The sequence below is a fragment of the Streptomyces calvus genome, assembly GCF_006782915.1.
GTDB lineage: Bacteria > Actinomycetota > Actinomycetes > Streptomycetales > Streptomycetaceae > Streptomyces > Streptomyces calvus.
The window spans coordinates 55796-74280 of record NZ_VCNP01000042.1 but is presented as its reverse complement, the minus strand read 5'-3'; the positions used below and the strand labels follow the sequence as shown (position 1 = coordinate 74280).

Below are 18485 nucleotides of genomic sequence, written 5' to 3'. Positions count from 1 at the left end.
GCCGATATGCGGGATCCGCTGACCGTCGTCACCGACGCCTTCACGTCCTTCCTGTTCGGGAAGGTGGAGACGACCCGGCTGCCGGTGCGCACGTCCACCGGCCAGGCACAGGCGGTCTACCTGCCCACCGCCGCGCCGGGCCTCGGCGACTCCGGCGTCATCATCGGCCGCGAGGTGTACTCCGGGAAGGGCTACATCTACGACCCCTTCCAGCTCTACGGCCAGCAACTGCCCGCCCCGCACTGGCTGGTCCTCGGCGAGTCCGGCAACGGCAAGTCGGCCCTGGAGAAGACGTACGTCCTGCGCCAGCTGCGCTTCCGCGACCGCCAGGTCGTCGTCCTGGACGCGCAGGGCGAGGACGGCGTCGGCGAGTGGAACCTCATCGCGCAGGAACTGGGCATCACCCCCATCCGGCTGGACCCGATGGCCGCCCTGGACCACGGCATCCGCCTCAACCCGCTCGACCCGTCCATCACCACCACGGGCCAGCTGGCGCTGCTGCGGACCATCATCGAGGTCGCGATGGGCCACGGCCTGGACGAACGCTCCGGCTTCGCCCTCAAGGTCGCGCACGCCTACGTCAACGAGACCATCGTCGAACGCCAGCCGGTCCTCTCCGACATCGTGGAACAACTCCGCCATCCCGAACCGGAGTCGGCGGAGGCGATGAACGTCGCCATAGACGACGTACGCGCCTGGGGCCTGGACGTCGCCCTGGTCCTGGACCGCCTGGTCGACGGCGACCTGCGCGGCATGTTCGACGGCCCGACGACCGTCGGCATCGACCTCGACGCGCCGCTCATCGTCTTCGACCTGTCCCACATCGACCGCAACTCCATCGCCATGCCGATCCTCATGGCGATCGTCGGCGTGTGGCTGGAGCACACCTGGATCCGCCCCGACCGGAAGAAGCGCATCTTCCTGGTCGAGGAGGCCTGGCACATCATCAACAGCCCGTTCGTGGCCCAGCTGTTCCAGCGCCTGCTGAAGTTCGGCCGGCGCCTCGGCCTGTCCTTCGTCGCCGTCGTCCACCACCTGTCCGACGTGGTGGACGGAGCGGCCGCGAAGGAGGCGGCGGCCATCCTGAAAATGGCCTCGACCCGGACCATCTACGCCCAGAAGGCCGACGAGGCGCGGGCGACCGGACGCGTCCTCGGCCTGCCCCGCTGGGCCGTGGAAATCATCCCCACCCTCACGCCCGGCATCGCGGTCTGGGACGTCAACGGCAACGTCCAGGTCGTCAAACACCTGGTCACCGAGACCGAACGCCCGCTGGTCTTCACCGACCGCGCGATGACCGAGTCCTCCACCGACCTGGCCGACGACGCGCTGCACGCCGCCGAACGCGAGGCGGAGGAACGGGCGGCGGCCTTCATGGAGCAGCACATCGGCGACTCCGAGTCGACGGTGGCGTAGGGGGACGACGCGTGAGACCGGACGATCACCGTGAGCACGACCCGGCCGGTCGGCAGTCCGGCGGCATCCCCGACGGGCTGCTGATCGGCATCCTCGGGTTCCTCCTCGGCATGACCACCATGGTGTGGACGGCGACGGGACTCGCGGGCCTCTTCGCGCACGGCCACTGGCCGGCCGGTGTGACGTTCGCCCGCACTCCGCTGGCCATGCGCCACCTCGTCGCCGAGCCGCACGACCTGCCCGGCGCCTGGCCGGACACGCCCGCGGCGCACCTGTCCGGCTACGGCCTCTTCTGGGGCCTGTTCATCGGTCAGCTGATGATCCTCGTCGTCCTCACGGTGTTCGTCCTGGGCACCGTGGCCCGCTGGCGGGCGGGCCGGGCGCGGCGCCGCGCCGCACGGATCGCGGCCCTCGAACGGGCGGCGGCACCGGCCACCACCCCGGAACCGACACCCGGACCGGCACCGTCCGCGGCACCACCGGCGCCGCTCCAGCGCGAGGTGCCCCTGCCGAGGGCGGCACCGGAGCCGGTACGGGAGACGGCCCCACAACCGGCACCGTCACCGGCCTCGTCACCGTCCTTGTCCAAGGGCGGGCACCCGGCCGAGGAACCCCACCGCGCCGGCACCACGGTGGTCCACTACGGCCCCCCGGCCGTCCGCCACACCACCGCCGCCCAGGCCGTACGGGACGCGGACGGCCCCGCCCTCGTCCTCACCTCGAACCCCACCCTGTGGCACGACACCAAGGACGCCCGCGCCAAACTCGGCCCCACCCACCTCTACGACCCCACCCACCGCTGCGACACGCCCGCCCGCCTCCACTGGTCGCCCACCGCAGGCTGCGAGGACAAGCACACCGCCGCCGCCCGCGCGGCCGCGCTCCTCAGCCCCGTCCGCCCCGCCTCCCGCCTCGACCAGGCCGTCGCGGACACCGCCGAGACCCTGCTGCGCAGCTATGTGCACGCCGCCGCCGTCGACGGCCGCACCGTCCGCCACGTCCACCGCTGGGCCCAGGGCATCCAGGTCCACGACGCCGTACGCATCCTGCGCACCAGCCCCAAGGCGGCACCCGGCGCCGCCGGCGAACTCGAGGCGGCCCTCACCGCGCACCCCGAACGCCGCGACATGGCCCAGCAGTTGACCACCCGTGCCCTGTCCGCCCTGTCGACCGTCAATGTGCGCGAGGCATGCACACACAACCGAACCGATGCCCTCGCCTTGGATTCCTTCATCCACGAAGGGGGCACGCTTTATGTCGTGGGTGAATCCATCGAGGACCCCCGCACCAGCCCGGGCGCGATGCCCCTGCTGACGGCCCTCGCCGCACACGTGGTCGAGCACGGCCGGCGCATGGCCGAACGGTCATCCTCCGGTCGGCTCGACCCACCACTCACCCTCGTCCTGGACGACGTGGCCGCCGTCGCCCCGCTCCCCCAGCTCCCGGAGCTGCTCGCCGACGGCGCCGACCGGGGCATGCCCACCCTCGCCCTGCTCCGCTCCCGCGAACAGGGCCGCGCCCGCTGGCCGCACCACGACCTACCGGTCTGATCACCCACATCCCGCACGGCCCCTCCGCGCGCCTCAGCGCTCCACGACCATCTCCACTTCCCGCTCGTCCGGCTTCCCCGCCAGCGGCACGGTCACCCCGCTCTCCACGAACCCCGCCTTGCGGTAGAAGCCCAACGCCCGCGCGTTCCCCGGGTGCACGATGAGCCGCACCCGCTCCGCGTCACACGTCCACGCCCACTCCAGCGCGGCCTCGAACAACGCCTTGGCCAGCCCGCTCCCCCGGTGCCCCGGCGCCACGTACACCGCGACGAGATGCCCCTGACGCCGCTCCACGGGGAACCCGGCCCAGTCCGTCGACCCGGCCTCCTCGATCAGCACGGCCACCGTGCCGACCCAGTCCCCGTCCGCCGTCTCGGCGACGAACTGCCGCGCCCCGTCCGACCCTTCCGCACCGTTCGCCGTCCGCTCCCGCCAGAACGAGTCGGGCCGGGCCACGGCGTCCTCGTACGTCTCCAGGAAGGCGAGGTGCGCGACCGGGTCCCGCAACGCGGCGAGCCGCAGCTCCTTCGCCGCACGCCACTCGTCCGCACGCACCGGCCGGATCACACAGTCCTCGAAGGGCATGGCACTCATGGCCGCCACCGTAGTACCGGGGTACCACTCCGCTCATCCGAATACGGTCGCCGGTCCGACGCCCGTCGCCCCCGCGCGGACGAGCATCGAAGCATGATTACGGCACAGCACCTCACCAAACGCTACGGCGACCGGACCGTCGTCACCGACCTGACCTTCACCGTCCGCCCCGGCACCGTCACCGGCTTCCTCGGCCCCAACGGCGCCGGCAAGTCCACCACCATGCGGATGATCCTCGGCCTGGACACCCCCACCCGCGGCCACGCCACCGTCGGCGGCCGCGCCTACGCCGACCATCCCGCGCCGCTCACGGAGGTCGGCGCCCTGCTGGAGGCCCGCTCCGTCCACCCGGGCCGCACCGCCCACCAGCACCTGCGGGCCCTCGCCCACACCCACGGCATCCCGCGCACCCGCGTCGACCACGTCCTCGGCATCACCGGCCTGACCGATGTGGCGCACCGCCGGGTCAAGGGCTTCTCCCTCGGCATGGGCCAGCGCCTGGGCATCGCCGCCGCCCTGCTCGGCGACCCGGCCACCGTGGTCCTCGACGAACCCGTCAACGGCCTGGATCCCGAGGGCGTCCTGTGGATCCGCACCCTGCTGAAGTCCCTGGCCGCGGAGGGCCGCACCGTCCTGGTGTCCTCCCACCTGATGAGCGAGATGGCCCTCACCGCCGACCACCTGGTCATCATCGGCCGCGGCCGGCTCCTCGCCGACACCACGGTCACCGACTTCGTACGCGACTGCGGCGCCGGCACCGTCACGGTCGTCACCCCCGACGCCACCGCCCTCGTACGCCACCTCTCCGCACCGGGCGTCACCGTCACCGCCGACGCGCCGGGCCGGCTCACCGTGCGCGGCACGGACGCCGAGCACATCGGCCGCACCGCCGCCGCCCACGCCATCCCCCTGTTCGAACTCACCCCGGGCACGGCCTCCCTGGAGGAGGCGTTCATGGACCTCACCCGCGATTCCGTCGACTATTCCGCCGCCCCGGAAGGAGCAGCCGCATGACCACCGCCGTCCAGCCGTACCGGGTCACTCCGGCCCGTGTCCTGCGCTCCGAGTGGCACAAGCTGTGGACGCTCCGCTCCACCTGGATCACCCTCGTCGCCACCGGCGCCCTCACCGTCGGCATGGGCGTCGGTATCAGCGCGGCCTACGACGGCACCGGGGAGGGCGGCCTCGACCCGGTGATGTTCGTCCTCCTCGGCACCCAGTTCGCCACCGTCAACCTCGCCGTCCTGGGCGTTCTCGCCACCGCCGGCGAGTACTCCACGGGCCAGATCCGCGCCACCCTGACCGCCGTCCCGCGCCGCCTGCCCGTCCTGTGGTCCAAGGCGGCCGTCCTGGCCGCGGTCGCCTTCCCGCTGTGCCTGTGGACCAACCTGCTCACGTTCCCTCTGGCGCAGGCCTTTCTGTCCGACACCGACCAGTCCGCCGCCCTCGGCGACCCGGGCGTGCTGCGCGGACTCGTCGGCAACGCGGCCGCGCTCACCCTCCTCGCCGTCATGGCCCTCGGCCTCGGCGCCGTGACCCGCTCCGTGCCCGTCTCCCTCGGCGTCTACATCGGCCTGGTGATGATCGTCCCCGAGCTGCTCCGCATGCTCCCGTACGCCGTCGTCGACGACGCCGTCCGCTACTTCCCCGCCCAGGCCCTGGAGTCCGCCACCGCCGCCCGCACGGGCCCGGAAGCCGCCTCACCGACCGCGGCCCTGCTCGCGCTGGCCCTGTGGGCCGCGGTCTCCCTCGCCGCGGCCGCCACCACGCTGCGCCGCCGGGACGTCTGACCCGTGCCACCCACCCTGTTCCGCCCGGACGACGCACCCACCACCATGAACCCCGTGGCGAACGACCAGCGGGCACCGGCGGCGGAACGGCCGGCCGAACCCCTCACCCAGTACACGCAACGCCTCACCCAGCGGATGCGCGCCTTCGACCGGCGCCACCCGCTGCTGTGGGACGTGCACGTCACCGGATTCTGGGTGACGGCCGCCCTCATCGACTACATGGGCGGCGGCTGGCGGAACATCACCCACAACCCCGACACCCCGGGCTGGCTCCTGCTGACCCTGAGCCTCGGCCTGTCCGCGCCCCTGCTGCGCCGCCGCACCCATCCGGCCGCGGTGCTGCTCGTCATGGCCCCGTTCGCCCTGGTCAACGCCTGGTCCGGCGCGGCCCTCCAGGTGGCGCTGCTCCAACTCGCCGTCATCTACCACATCGCCCTGCGCCGCCCCTTGCGCGATCTGTGGTGGGCGACGGCCCTGGCCCTCGCCCCGGTGGCCGTGTCCACCGCCCGCTACGGGGAGGGCGACTGGAACCAGCAGATCGGCGGGCAGTTGATGTCCGTCGTCGTCGCCGTCCTCATCGGCATCACCGTCCGCACCCGCCAGAACTACACGGAGGCCCTGGAGGACCGCGCCCGCCGCCTGGAGATCGAACGCGATCAGCAGGCCCGGATCGCGGCGGCCGCGGAGCGGGCCCGCATCGCCCGGGAGATGCACGACATCATCGGTCACAACCTGTCCGTCATCACGGGCCTGGCCGACGGCGGCAGGTACGCGGCCGGCAAGTCGCCGGAGCGCGCTGCCCAGGCCCTGGACGCCATCGGCACCACCAGCCGTCAGGCCCTCGCCGAACTGCGCCGTCTCCTGGACGTCCTCCGCGACGACGACACCGCCCACCCCGCGGAACGTGCCCCTCAGCCCGGTCTCACCGATCTGGAGCAGCTCGTGGACGGGGTGCGTGCCGCGGGCCTGCCCGTCCACACCACCGTCGAGGGCCGGGCCGCTCTTCCGCCGGGACGTCAGCTGACCGTCTACCGGGTCGTCCAGGAGGCCCTCACCAACACCCTGAAGCACGCCGGCCCGAACGCCACCGCCGAGATCACGTTCCGCTACGGGGACAGGGGCTCCGTGTCCGTCACCGTCACCGACACCGACACCGGCGACACCACCGTCCCTGCCACGGCCCCGTCCGAGGGCCGCGGCCTGCCCGGCATGCGGGAGCGAACCGCCCTGTACGGCGGCACACTTGAGGCCGGCCCTCGCCCGCACCCCGAGCGGGGCTGGCGCGTCCACCTGTATCTCCCGGAGGAAACACCGCAGTGACCACCGTCCTCATTGCCGACGACCAGCCGCTCCAGCGCTTCGGCTTCCGCATGCTGCTGGAGAGCCAGGACGACATGACGGTCCTGGGCGAGGCGTCGAACGGCAGCGAAGCGATCCGCATGACGGCGGAACTGCATCCGGACGTGGTCCTGATGGACATCCGCATGCCCGGCCTGGACGGCATCGAGGCCACTCGCCGTATCGTCGCCACCGGCGGCCGCACCCGCGTCCTCATCCTCACGACCTTCGACCTGGACGAGTACGCCCACGCCGGTCTGCGCGCGGGCGCTTCCGGTTTCCTCATCAAGGACGCCCAGCCTGAGGAGCTTCTGTCCGGCGTCCGCTCGGTGGCGACCGGAGACGCCGTGGTGGCGCCCAGCCTGACGCGCCGCCTCCTCGACGCGTACGCCCATCATCTGCCGGCCGGGACGGTCTCGGAGGCCCCGGATCCCCGCCTGGCGGCGCTCACGGATCGGGAACGGGAGATCCTCACCGTCATCGGCAAGGGCTGGACGAACACGGAGATCGCCACGCGTCTCCACCTGGCGGAGTCGACGGTGAAGACGCATGTGGGCCGCATTCTGGCGAAGACGGGTTCCAGGGACCGTATCCAGGCGGTCATCCTGGCCTACGACACACGACTGGTCGAGCCGTCCTGAGAAACAGCAAAGGCAAAAGGGCAAAAAGAAAACCCCGCACCGGCCCGGTGCGGGGTTTTCCACAAAAATTGTTCGGCGGCGTCCTACTCTCCCACAGGGTCCCCCCTGCAGTACCATCGGCGCTGTAAGGCTTAGCTTCCGGGTTCGGAATGTAACCGGGCGTTTCCCCTACGCTATGACCACCGAAACACTATGAAACTGACAACCGCACCATGTGTGACACATGGGGTTGTTCGTGGTTTCAGAACCAACACAGTGGACGCGAGCAACTGAGGACAAGCCCTCGGCCTATTAGTACCGGTCAACTCCACACGTTACCGTGCTTCCATATCCGGCCTATCAACCCAGTCGTCTACTGGGAGCCTTACCCCATCAAGTGGGTGGGAGTCCTCATCTCGAAGCAGGCTTCCCGCTTAGATGCTTTCAGCGGTTATCCCTCCCGAACGTAGCCAACCAGCCATGCCCTTGGCAGAACAACTGGCACACCAGAGGTTCGTCCGTCCCGGTCCTCTCGTACTAGGGACAGCCCTTCTCAAGACTCCTACGCGCACAGCGGATAGGGACCGAACTGTCTCACGACGTTCTAAACCCAGCTCGCGTACCGCTTTAATGGGCGAACAGCCCAACCCTTGGGACCGACTCCAGCCCCAGGATGCGACGAGCCGACATCGAGGTGCCAAACCATCCCGTCGATATGGACTCTTGGGGAAGATCAGCCTGTTATCCCCGGGGTACCTTTTATCCGTTGAGCGACGGCGCTTCCACAAGCCACCGCCGGATCACTAGTCCCGACTTTCGTCCCTGCTCGACCCGTCGGTCTCACAGTCAAGCTCCCTTGTGCACTTACACTCAACACCTGATTGCCAACCAGGCTGAGGGAACCTTTGGGCGCCTCCGTTACCCTTTAGGAGGCAACCGCCCCAGTTAAACTACCCATCAGACACTGTCCCTGATCCGGATCACGGACCCAGGTTAGACATCCAGCACGACCAGACTGGTATTTCAACGACGACTCCACCCGAACTGGCGTCCGAGCTTCAAAGTCTCCCAGCTATCCTACACAAGCCGAACCGAACACCAATATCAAACTGTAGTAAAGGTCCCGGGGTCTTTCCGTCCTGCTGCGCGAAACGAGCATCTTTACTCGTAGTGCAATTTCACCGGGCCTATGGTTGAGACAGTCGAGAAGTCGTTACGCCATTCGTGCAGGTCGGAACTTACCCGACAAGGAATTTCGCTACCTTAGGATGGTTATAGTTACCACCGCCGTTTACTGGCGCTTAAGTTCTCAGCTTCGCCGGCCCGAAAGCCAGCTAACCGGTCCCCTTAACGTTCCAGCACCGGGCAGGCGTCAGTCCGTATACATCGCCTTACGGCTTCGCACGGACCTGTGTTTTTAGTAAACAGTCGCTTCTCGCTGGTCTCTGCGGCCACCCCCAGCTCAGACCGAAAAGATCATCACCAGGAATGGCCCCCCTTCTCCCGAAGTTACGGGGGCATTTTGCCGAGTTCCTTAACCATAGTTCACCCGAACGCCTCGGTATTCTCTACCTGACCACCTGAGTCGGTTTAGGGTACGGGCCGCCATGAAACTCGCTAGAGGCTTTTCTCGACAGCATAGGATCATCCACTTCACCACAATCGGCTCGGCATCAGGTCTCAGACTATTGCCAGGCGGATTTACCTACCTGACGTCCTACACCCTTACCCCGGGACAACCACCGCCCGGGATGGACTACCTTCCTGCGTCACCCCATCACTCACCTACTACCAGCTCGGGTCACCGGCTCCACCACTCCGACCTCGTCCGAAGACTCAGCCGACGGCTTCACGGGCTTAGCATCACTGGATTCGATGTTTGACGCTTCACAGCGGGTACCGGAATATCAACCGGTTATCCATCGACTACGCCTGTCGGCCTCGCCTTAGGTCCCGACTTACCCTGGGCAGATCAGCTTGACCCAGGAACCCTTAGTCAATCGGCGCAAACGTTTCTCACGTTTGTATCGCTACTCATGCCTGCATTCTCACTCGTGAACCGTCCACAACTACCTTCCGGTGCTGCTTCACCCGGCACACGACGCTCCCCTACCCATCCATACACCCGTTGGGGCTGTTGTATGAATGACACGACTTCGGCGGTACGCTTGAGCCCCGCTACATTGTCGGCGCGGAATCACTAGACCAGTGAGCTATTACGCACTCTTTCAAGGGTGGCTGCTTCTAAGCCAACCTCCTGGTTGTCTCTGCGACTCCACATCCTTTCCCACTTAGCGTACGCTTAGGGGCCTTAGTCGATGCTCTGGGCTGTTTCCCTCTCGACCATGGAGCTTATCCCCCACAGTCTCACTGCCGCGCTCTCACTTACCGGCATTCGGAGTTTGGCTAAGGTCAGTAACCCGGTAGGGCCCATCGCCTATCCAGTGCTCTACCTCCGGCAAGAAACACACGACGCTGCACCTAAATGCATTTCGGGGAGAACCAGCTATCACGGAGTTTGATTGGCCTTTCACCCCTAACCACAGGTCATCCCCCAGGTTTTCAACCCTGGTGGGTTCGGTCCTCCACGAAGTCTTACCTCCGCTTCAACCTGCCCATGGCTAGATCACTCCGCTTCGGGTCTTGAGCGTGCTACTAAAACGCCCTATTCGGACTCGCTTTCGCTACGGCTACCCCACCCGGGTTAACCTCGCAACACACCGCAAACTCGCAGGCTCATTCTTCAAAAGGCACGCAGTCACGAGAACAAGGCAAGCCTTGTCCCGACGCTCCCACGGCTTGTAGGCACACGGTTTCAGGTACTATTTCACTCCCCTCCCGGGGTACTTTTCACCATTCCCTCACGGTACTATCCGCTATCGGTCACCAGGGAATATTTAGGCTTAGCGGGTGGTCCCGCCAGATTCACACGGGATTTCTCGGGCCCCGTGCTACTTGGGTGTCTCTCAAACGAGCCGCTGACGTTTCGACTACGGGGGTCTTACCCTCTACGCCGGACCTTTCGCATGTCCTTCGCCTACATCAACGGTTTCTGACTCGTCTCATGGCCGGCAGACCATGAAAGAGAGATCCCACAACCCCGTACACGCAACCCCTGCCGGGTCTCACACGTATACGGTTTAGCCTCATCCGGTTTCGCTCGCCACTACTCCCGGAATCACGGTTGTTTTCTCTTCCTGCGGGTACTGAGATGTTTCACTTCCCCGCGTTCCCTCCACTTGCCCTATGTGTTCAGGCAAGGGTGACAGCCCATGACGACTGCCGGGTTTCCCCATTCGGACACCCCCGGATCAAAGCCTGGTTGACGACTCCCCGGGGCCTATCGTGGCCTCCCACGTCCTTCATCGGTTCCTGGTGCCAAGGCATCCACCGTGCGCCCTTAAAAACTTGGCCACAGATGCTCGCGTCCACTGTGCAGTTCTCAAACAACGACCAACCACCCATCACCCCGAGCAAACAGCTCGAGTGCACTGGGGCCGGCACTGAAGGCGACCTCACGGCCGAACCCTCAGACACCCAACAGCGTGCCCGACCAGCTTCCGTCCGGAGATCATGCGTTCCACGCTCTGACGAGCAGTACTAGCAGCCTCCGGCCCAGACACCGGCCGAGTAGTCAACGTTCCACCCATGAGCAACCAGCATCAGACGTTCGCTAATGTACTGGCCTCTGACCAACCAGAGGTTGGTAAGAAGTGCTCCTTAGAAAGGAGGTGATCCAGCCGCACCTTCCGGTACGGCTACCTTGTTACGACTTCGTCCCAATCGCCAGTCCCACCTTCGACAGCTCCCTCCCACAAGGGGTTGGGCCACCGGCTTCGGGTGTTACCGACTTTCGTGACGTGACGGGCGGTGTGTACAAGGCCCGGGAACGTATTCACCGCAGCAATGCTGATCTGCGATTACTAGCGACTCCGACTTCATGGGGTCGAGTTGCAGACCCCAATCCGAACTGAGACCGGCTTTTTGAGATTCGCTCCACCTCGCGGTATCGCAGCTCATTGTACCGGCCATTGTAGCACGTGTGCAGCCCAAGACATAAGGGGCATGATGACTTGACGTCGTCCCCACCTTCCTCCGAGTTGACCCCGGCGGTCTCCCGTGAGTCCCCAGCACCACAAGGGCCTGCTGGCAACACGGGACAAGGGTTGCGCTCGTTGCGGGACTTAACCCAACATCTCACGACACGAGCTGACGACAGCCATGCACCACCTGTACACCGACCACAAGGGGGACCCTGTCTCCAGAGTTTTCCGGTGTATGTCAAGCCTTGGTAAGGTTCTTCGCGTTGCGTCGAATTAAGCCACATGCTCCGCCGCTTGTGCGGGCCCCCGTCAATTCCTTTGAGTTTTAGCCTTGCGGCCGTACTCCCCAGGCGGGGCACTTAATGCGTTAGCTGCGGCACGGACAACGTGGAATGTTGCCCACACCTAGTGCCCACCGTTTACGGCGTGGACTACCAGGGTATCTAATCCTGTTCGCTCCCCACGCTTTCGCTCCTCAGCGTCAGTATCGGCCCAGAGATCCGCCTTCGCCACCGGTGTTCCTCCTGATATCTGCGCATTTCACCGCTACACCAGGAATTCCGATCTCCCCTACCGAACTCTAGCCTGCCCGTATCGACTGCAGACCCGGGGTTAAGCCCCGGGCTTTCACAACCGACGCGACAAGCCGCCTACGAGCTCTTTACGCCCAATAATTCCGGACAACGCTCGCGCCCTACGTATTACCGCGGCTGCTGGCACGTAGTTAGCCGGCGCTTCTTCTGCAGGTACCGTCACTTTCGCTTCTTCCCTGCTGAAAGAGGTTTACAACCCGAAGGCCGTCATCCCTCACGCGGCGTCGCTGCATCAGGCTTTCGCCCATTGTGCAATATTCCCCACTGCTGCCTCCCGTAGGAGTCTGGGCCGTGTCTCAGTCCCAGTGTGGCCGGTCGCCCTCTCAGGCCGGCTACCCGTCGTCGCCTTGGTGAGCCGTTACCTCACCAACAAGCTGATAGGCCGCGGGCTCATCCTGCACCGCCGGAGCTTTCCACGCGCATCAGATGCCTGAGCGCGTCGTATCCGGTATTAGACCCCGTTTCCAGGGCTTGTCCCAGAGTGCAGGGCAGATTGCCCACGTGTTACTCACCCGTTCGCCACTAATCCCCACCGAAGTGGTTCATCGTTCGACTTGCATGTGTTAAGCACGCCGCCAGCGTTCGTCCTGAGCCAGGATCAAACTCTCCGTGAATGCTTCCCCGTGATCGGGGCGAACACATCACGAGAGCGGAACCGCAAGGAGGAATAGTCCTCACGGTTCACAGCGTCCTCGCTGTGTTTTTTCAAAGGAACCTCGACCGTCGAAATGATTCCGACGGACGGGGTATCAACATATCTGGCGTTGACTTTTGGCACGCTGTTGAGTTCTCAAGGAACGGACGCTTCCTTCGTACTCACCCTCTCGGGCTTTCCTCCGGGCGCTTCCCTTCGGTGTTTCCGACTCTATCAGATCCTTTTCTCGGCCTGACCCCCAGTCAGCGGGGTTTGTCTTCCCGGCCGTTGGGCCGTTCCGACGTCTCAAACCTTAGCGGACTCTCTCCGCGTTTCCCAAATCGAGAGTGCGAATTCGAATTCGGGCATGCCGAAATCGTTCCCGCTGGGAGATCGTGCTGAGGTGTGAGTGCCGCAGATGCGGCGGAAGTCGCTGCCCGGAACCTTACGGCTCCGTGGCAACCCGAAGAACCTTACGGATCGGCCGGGGGGCTGTCAAGCGGCCTGGTGGAGAACTTTCAGTCCAGATCGGTGAGGCGTCCGCCCGCGTCCGGCTGGGCGTGCTCGACCCTGCGCAGGAGACGGGTGAGGACCTCGCCGAGGGTCACCCTCTCCTGCGGGTCGAGGTCCTGGAGGAGGTCCTCCTCGAACACCGACGCCATGCGCATGGCCTCCAGCCACTTCTCCCGGCCGGCCGGTGTCAGCTCCACGATCACGCGGACCCGGTTGCTCTCGTCCCGCTCCCGGGTGACCAGCTGCTCGGCGACCATGCGGTCGATCCGGTGGGTCATCGCGGCGGGAGTCAGGCCCAGACGCTTCGCGAGGTCGCTCGGACCCATGCGATACGGGGCCCCGGACAGCACCAGGGCCTTGAGGACCTCCCAGTCGGCGTTGGTGATGCCGAGCTCGGCGGTCTGACGACCGTAGGCGACGTTCATGCGGCGGTTCAGGCGGGACAGCGCGTTGACGATCTTCTCGACCTGGGGGTCGAGGTCCTGGAACTCGCGCTGGTACGCGGCGATCTGCTCTTCGAGTGTCGGCTCGCCGAGGCCGGAGGTGTCGCCCATGGGCGCAGTATGGCACGCCCCTTCTTTGCCTTGAAGTCCTTCTCTGTGTACTCTTTAGCGTCGAACTTTAGCTTCTAAGTCTTCACTCCTAACTAGTGAGAGAGGTGAACGTGACCAGGGCGATGGGCGCAGCGATGCGCCGGATCCACGTGGGCAACGCACTCAGCGCTTTCGGGCTGGGCTTCACGGTCCCGTATCTGTACGTCTACGTGGCGCAGGTGCGAGGACTGGGAGCCATGACGGCGGGGCTCGTCCTCGCCGTCTTCGCCGTGGCCGCGCTGGTCGTGCTGCCGTTCGCCGGGCGGGCCATCGTCCGACGGGGTCCGCTGCCGGTGCTGCTCGTCGCCCTGGTCACGGCCTCGGTCGGCGCGCTGAGCCTGGGACTGTCGGGTGTCGCGGCGGCGGTGCTGCTGTCGGCGGCGGTGCTCGGCGCCGGGCAGGCGGTGATGCAGCCGGCGCTCGCCACGATGATCGTGGAGTGCTCGACCGCGCAGACCCGGTCGGGGGCTTTCGCCACGCAGTTCTTTCTGCAGAACCTCGGGCTCGGCGTCGGCGGTCTCATCGGCGGCCACCTCGTGGACCCGACGCAAGCGGGCTCCTTCACCCTTCTGTTCTCCCTCGAAGCGGCGATGTTCCTGCTGCTGGTCGTGGTGATGGCGACGGTGCGGCTGCCGCACGCGCCGCGCATCACGGACGCTCCGGCGCAGTCGGCCGGGGCGAGCTGGAAGCAGCTGCTCGGCAACCGGGCCATGGTGCAGCTGTGTGTCCTGGGCTTCGTGCTGTTCTTCGCCTGCTACGGCCAGTTCGAGTCGGGGCTGAGCGCGTACGGCGTCGAGGCCGCCGGGATCTCGACGTCGGCGCTGGGCACGGCGCTCGCGGCGAACACCCTGGTGATCGTGGTCGCGCAGTTCGCGGTGCTGCGGTTCGTGGAACGGCGCAAGCGGTCGCGGGTGATCGCGTCGGTCGGTCTGATCTGGGCCGTGGCGTGGGCCGTGGCCGGCTACGCGGGCCTGGGCAACGGGAGCCAGACGATGGCGACCGCCGCCTTCATCTCGACGTACGCGCTGTTCGGGCTCGGGGAGGCGATGCTGTCGCCGACGCTCGCCCCGCTGGTCGCCGATCTCGCGCCGACCGGGATGGCCGGCCAGTACAACTCGGCGTTCGCCCTGGTGAAGCAGCTTGCGCTGGCCGTGGGGCCGGCGGTGGGCGGGCCGCTGGGCGCCTCGCTGCACGCGCCGTACATCGTCGTCTTCCTGCTGTTCTCGCTGGGCATCACGGTGCTGGCGGTGCGGCTGGGCAGGCAGCTCACGGAGGCGCAGAACCATCCGTCGGCGGCGCGGAGCCGGGTGGTGGCACAGGGCCCCGCGGCGGCCGGACAGGCCCCGGCGCACGCCTGAGCCACGCGCCGGCCGGCGGCGCTGTCACGCGTCGGCGCTCTGCGGCAGCACGAACTCGCACCAGACCGCCTTGCCGCCGTCCGGAGTGCGCCGGCTGCCCCAGTTGGAGGCGATCGTCGCGACGATGGCGATGCCCCGCCCCGACTCGTCGCCGGGTTCCGCGCGGCGGCGCCTCGGCAGGTGCTCGTCGCCGTCGGTGACCTCGACGATCAGGCGGCGGTCGGTGCGGCGCAGCCGCAGCCGCATGGGCGGGGTGCCGTGCTGGAGGGAGTTGGCGACCAGTTCGCTGGTGGCCAGGACGCCCAGGTCGTGCAGCTCGGCGGGGAAGCGCCAGCTGGTGAGCACGCCGGAGGCGAAGGCACGGGCGCGGGGCGCCGCTTCGACACCGCCGAGCAGCTCCAGCGCGGCGTTGCGGAAGAGTTCGCTCTCCGCTCCCTTGCGGGCGGGGTGCTGGAGGACCAGCACGGCCACGTCGTCGTCGTGGTCCGGGGCCACGCCCGCCGAACGGATCAGGCGGTCGCAGACCACCTGGGGGCTGCCGGTGGCTCCGGACAGGGCGCGCTCCAGGGCGGCGATGCCCTCGTCGAGGTCCTCGTTGCGCCGCTCGACCAGTCCGTCCGTGTAGAGGACGGCGGTGGAGCCGGGGCCGAGGGGGACCGTGCCGGAGGCGTGCATCCAGCCGCCGGTGCCGAGCGGCGGGCCGGTGGGTTCGTCGGCGCGGCGGACGGTGCCGTTCTCGTCGCGGACGAGGATGGGCAGGTGGCCGGCGGAGGCGTACACCAGGCGGCCCTCGTTGGGGTCGTGGATGGCGTACGCGCAGGTGGCGATCTGGTTGGCGTCGATCTCCATGGCCAGGCCGTCGAGGAGCTGGAGCACCTCGTGCGGGGGCAGGTCGAGCCGCGCGTACGCGCGTACGGCCGTACGGAGCTGGCCCATGACGGCGGCGGCGCGCACCCCGCGCCCCATGACGTCGCCGATGACGAGGGCGGTGCGGCCGCCGCCCAGGGTGATCACGTCGTACCAGTCGCCGCCGACGGCGGCCTCGGTGCCGCCGGGGTGGTAGGTGGCGGCGATGCGCAGGTCGTCGGGCTGCTCCAGTTCCTGCGGCAGCAGGGAGCGCTGGAGGGTGACGGCGGTCTCGCGCTGGCGGCGTTCGCTGGCGCGCAGGCGTTCGGCCGCTTCGGCGTGGTCGGTGACGTCGGTGGCGAAGACCAGCACTCCGCGGCCGTCGCCGGCGGTGACCGGCGTGCAGGTGAACGTGTAGGAGCGGCCGTCGGGGGCCTTGCGGGACTTCACCGTGCGGGGGCGGCCGCTGCGCAGGACCTGGTCGAGGAGGGGCAGCAGGCCCAGTTCGTCGAGTTCGGGGAGGGCTTCGCGGGCGGGGGCGCCGAGCGGGCGGGCTCCGAAGGCCGCCGTGTAGGCGTCGTTGACGTAGGCGAGGCGGTGGTCGGGGCCGTGGACCAGGGCGACGAGGGACGGGACGCGGTCCAGGACCTCGCGCACCGCGAGCTCGTCCACGGCGGGCACGGGCCGCGCGTCGTCGGTGAGTTGTTCGGCGCGGGCCGCGGGCACGGAGCCCTCTCCCCGCCGGTCCGGGGAGACCGTGTGCTCGGTCCGCGCTGCGGCGCGGCGCTGCGTTCCGGGGAGCCGGGCGCTCCAGCGCGTGAAGTTCACGAATCCTTGCCTCGTGTAGTTGTCGGCGGCCGGAAGCCGGGACCGGCCGGGGCCCGCGGGCCCGCACCGGGGAGGGCAGGGGTCCGCCCGCGGTGGTGGACCAGTCTGGCAGGGTGCCGACCGGGCCGACATCCGTCAGACGCCGGGCCGGCCGGTGGAGTTCCTGGGTCCGGTCAGGACGACCCCTTCGGGTTGTGCGGGGGCTCCTGAGAAGGCTTTCCACCGGCCGCCAGTTCGAACTCGGCCCGGGGGTGTTCGAGGGATCCCAGGGAGACGATCTCCCGTTTGAAGAGCCCGGCGAGGGTCCACTCGGCGGCCACGCGCGCCTTGCGGTTGAGGGTCGGGACGCGGCTCAGGTGGTAAGTGCGGTGCATGAACCAGGCGGGATAGCCCTTGAGCTTGCGCCCGTACACCTGCGCCACCCCTTTGTGCAGCCCCAGGGAGGCGACGGAACCGGCGTACTTGTGGGCGTAGGTCTGCAGCGGTTCGCCGCGCAGCGAGCGCGCGATGTTGTCGCCGAGCACCCGCGCCTGGCGGAGCGCGTGCTGCGCGTTGGGCGCGCACTCGCGGCCCGGGTCCGGCGCGGTGACGTCGGGGACGGCGGCGGCGTCGCCCGCGGCCCACGCGTGCGGTGCCCCGTCGACGGCCAGTTCGGCGGTGCACTTCAGCCGCCCGCGGCCGTTCAGCGGCAGGTCGGTGGCGGCGAGCACCGGGTGCGGTTTGACGCCCGCCGTCCACACGACCGTACGCGTGGGAAAGCGTGAGCCGTCGCTGAGCACGGCGACCCGGTCGGCGCAGGATTCCAGGCGCGTCTCCAGGCGTACGTCGATGTTGCGCCGGCGCAGTTCGGTGACCGTGTAGCGGCCCATCTCCTCGCCGACCTCGGGCAGGATGCGGTCCGAGGCCTCGACGAGGATCCACTTCATGTCGTCGGGAGTGATGTTGTGGTAGTACCGCGCGGCGTACCGGGCCATGTCCTCCAGCTCACCGAGCGCCTCGACGCCCGCGTAGCCGCCGCCGACGAAGACGAAGGTGAGAGCGGCGTCCCGGACGGCGGGGTCCCGGGTCGAGGAGGCGATGTCCATCTGTTCGAGGACGTGGTTGCGCAGGCCGATGGCCTCTTCGACGGTCTTGAAGCCGATGCCGTGGTCGGCGAGGCCGGGGACGGGCAGCGTGCGGGACACGGAGCCGGGCGCGAGGACGAGTTCGTCGTACGTGACCTGCCGGTCGCCGGTGCCCTCCTCGCCGGTGGCGAGCGTGCGGACGGTGGCCGTGCGGCCCGCGTGGTCGACGGCGGTCACCTCGCCGATGACGACGCGGCACCGGTCGAGGACACGCCGCAGCGGTACGACGACGTGGCGGGGGGAGATGGCGCCGGCGGCCGCTTCGGGCAGGAAGGGCTGGTACGTCATGTACGGATCCGGGGTGACGACCGTGATCTCGGCGTCGCCCCGGCCGAGTTCCCGTTTCAGCTTCCGCTGCAGACGCAGGGCCGTGTACATCCCGACGTAGCCGCCGCCGACAACGAGAATGCGCGCAGGTTCCTTCACCATCCCATGACGCACCCGCCGCTTGCGTTTGTCCACAGCCCCGACGAATTGTGTGACCGGACGTCTTCCGCGCCCCGGGTTGGCCGATTCCCCGACCCCTCCCCCATACACACAGGTCAGCCGGGGTGAATGCGCACTCGGCCACCGTCACATTCCAGACGTATACGGCTCGTACTCCGATCGAGGGGCGCTCCGTGCGGAACCTCCCCCTTCTGAATT

The 18485-nt window shown here is 67.8% G+C and carries 11 protein-coding genes and 3 rRNA genes; 7 read left to right on the top strand and 7 right to left on the bottom strand.

What is annotated here, in order from left to right; translation table 11 throughout:
- The first annotated feature begins 6 nt into the window (after positions 1-6).
- Both FGW31_RS18295 and FGW31_RS18290 read left to right on the top strand, forming a co-directional pair.
- Positions 7-1416, top strand: coding sequence for an ATP-binding protein (locus tag FGW31_RS18295; protein ID WP_142194511.1), 1410 nt, complete (start codon positions 7-9; stop codon positions 1414-1416).
- An 11-nt stretch (positions 1417-1427) separates the two neighbouring features.
- The gene (locus FGW31_RS18290) at positions 1428-2966 is read left to right on the top strand and encodes a type IV secretory system conjugative DNA transfer family protein (protein ID WP_142194510.1); all 1539 of its coding nucleotides are present in this window, start codon (positions 1428-1430) and stop codon (positions 2964-2966) included.
- Positions 2967-2999: 33 nt separating this feature from the next.
- Here FGW31_RS18290 and FGW31_RS18285 read toward each other — a convergent pair whose 3' ends face one another.
- Positions 3000-3551, bottom strand: a complete 552-nt coding sequence (locus FGW31_RS18285) for a GNAT family N-acetyltransferase (protein ID WP_142194607.1) — start codon at positions 3549-3551, stop codon at positions 3000-3002.
- 102 nt (positions 3552-3653) lie between these two features.
- Here FGW31_RS18285 and FGW31_RS18280 point away from each other — a divergent pair, with 102 nt between their 5' ends.
- From FGW31_RS18280 to FGW31_RS18265, 4 genes are read left to right on the top strand one after another with little or no spacing between them, the layout of a single operon-like run.
- Positions 3654-4574 (top strand): ABC transporter ATP-binding protein, encoded by a 921-nt coding sequence (locus tag FGW31_RS18280; protein WP_142194509.1) that lies wholly within the window; start codon positions 3654-3656, stop codon positions 4572-4574.
- On the top strand, positions 4571-5350 hold the full coding sequence (locus tag FGW31_RS18275) for an ABC-2 transporter permease (protein WP_142194508.1): 780 nt from the start codon (positions 4571-4573) through the stop codon (positions 5348-5350). The genes FGW31_RS18280 and FGW31_RS18275 overlap by 4 nt, the downstream gene beginning before the upstream one ends.
- A 45-nt stretch (positions 5351-5395) precedes the next feature.
- On the top strand, positions 5396-6670 hold the full coding sequence (locus FGW31_RS18270; protein ID WP_182675127.1) for a sensor histidine kinase: 1275 nt from the start codon (positions 5396-5398) through the stop codon (positions 6668-6670).
- Positions 6667-7329, top strand: coding sequence for a response regulator (locus FGW31_RS18265; RefSeq protein ID WP_142194506.1), 663 nt, complete (start codon positions 6667-6669; stop codon positions 7327-7329). The genes FGW31_RS18270 and FGW31_RS18265 overlap by 4 nt, the downstream gene beginning before the upstream one ends.
- Positions 7330-7399: 70 nt before the next feature.
- Here FGW31_RS18265 and rrf read toward each other — a convergent pair.
- The 4 genes from rrf to FGW31_RS18245 form a co-directional block, all read right to left on the bottom strand.
- Positions 7400-7516: ribosomal RNA gene (gene rrf, locus FGW31_RS18260) — 5S ribosomal RNA — on the bottom strand.
- Between the two features lie 84 nt (positions 7517-7600).
- A 23S ribosomal RNA gene (locus tag FGW31_RS18255) occupies positions 7601-10722 on the bottom strand.
- Between the two features lie 310 nt (positions 10723-11032).
- Positions 11033-12558 (bottom strand): 16S ribosomal RNA (locus FGW31_RS18250).
- The 16S, 23S and 5S rRNA genes sit together here, the layout of an rRNA operon.
- 538 nt (positions 12559-13096) lie before the next feature.
- Positions 13097-13645 (bottom strand): MarR family winged helix-turn-helix transcriptional regulator, encoded by a 549-nt coding sequence (locus tag FGW31_RS18245; protein WP_142194505.1) that lies wholly within the window; start codon positions 13643-13645, stop codon positions 13097-13099.
- A 122-nt stretch (positions 13646-13767) separates the two neighbouring features.
- Between FGW31_RS18245 and FGW31_RS18240 the strand changes: the two genes are divergently transcribed.
- Positions 13768-15042 (top strand): MFS transporter, encoded by a 1275-nt coding sequence (locus tag FGW31_RS18240; protein ID WP_142194606.1) that lies wholly within the window; start codon positions 13768-13770, stop codon positions 15040-15042.
- A gap of 24 nt (positions 15043-15066) precedes the next feature.
- On the opposite strand, the gene FGW31_RS18235 is transcribed toward FGW31_RS18240, so the two are convergent.
- Complete coding sequence (locus FGW31_RS18235; protein ID WP_142194504.1) at positions 15067-16716, bottom strand: ATP-binding SpoIIE family protein phosphatase; 1650 nt, start codon at positions 16714-16716, stop codon at positions 15067-15069.
- A 173-nt stretch (positions 16717-16889) separates the two neighbouring features.
- Positions 16890-18269, bottom strand: a complete 1380-nt coding sequence (locus FGW31_RS18230) for an NAD(P)/FAD-dependent oxidoreductase (RefSeq protein ID WP_142194503.1) — start codon at positions 18267-18269, stop codon at positions 16890-16892.
- Positions 18270-18485 lie beyond the last annotated feature (216 nt).

Bases quoted from the DNA above. Each gene is read 5' to 3' on its own strand.
- FGW31_RS18295 (WP_142194511.1), top strand. From the start codon at position 7: ATGCGGGATCCGCTGACCGTCGTCACCGACGCCTTCACGTCCTTCCTG.
- FGW31_RS18285 (WP_142194607.1), bottom strand. From the start codon at position 3,551: ATGCCCTTCGAGGACTGTGTGATCCGGCCGGTGCGTGCGGACGAGTGG.
- FGW31_RS18280 (WP_142194509.1), top strand. From the start codon at position 3,654: ATGATTACGGCACAGCACCTCACCAAACGCTACGGCGACCGGACCGTC.
- FGW31_RS18275 (WP_142194508.1), top strand. From the start codon at position 4,571: ATGACCACCGCCGTCCAGCCGTACCGGGTCACTCCGGCCCGTGTCCTG.
- FGW31_RS18270 (WP_182675127.1), top strand. From the start codon at position 5,396: ATGAACCCCGTGGCGAACGACCAGCGGGCACCGGCGGCGGAACGGCCG.
- FGW31_RS18245 (WP_142194505.1), bottom strand. From the start codon at position 13,645: ATGGGCGACACCTCCGGCCTCGGCGAGCCGACACTCGAAGAGCAGATC.
- FGW31_RS18240 (WP_142194606.1), top strand. From the start codon at position 13,768: ATGGGCGCAGCGATGCGCCGGATCCACGTGGGCAACGCACTCAGCGCT.
- FGW31_RS18230 (WP_142194503.1), bottom strand. From the start codon at position 18,269: ATGGTGAAGGAACCTGCGCGCATTCTCGTTGTCGGCGGCGGCTACGTC.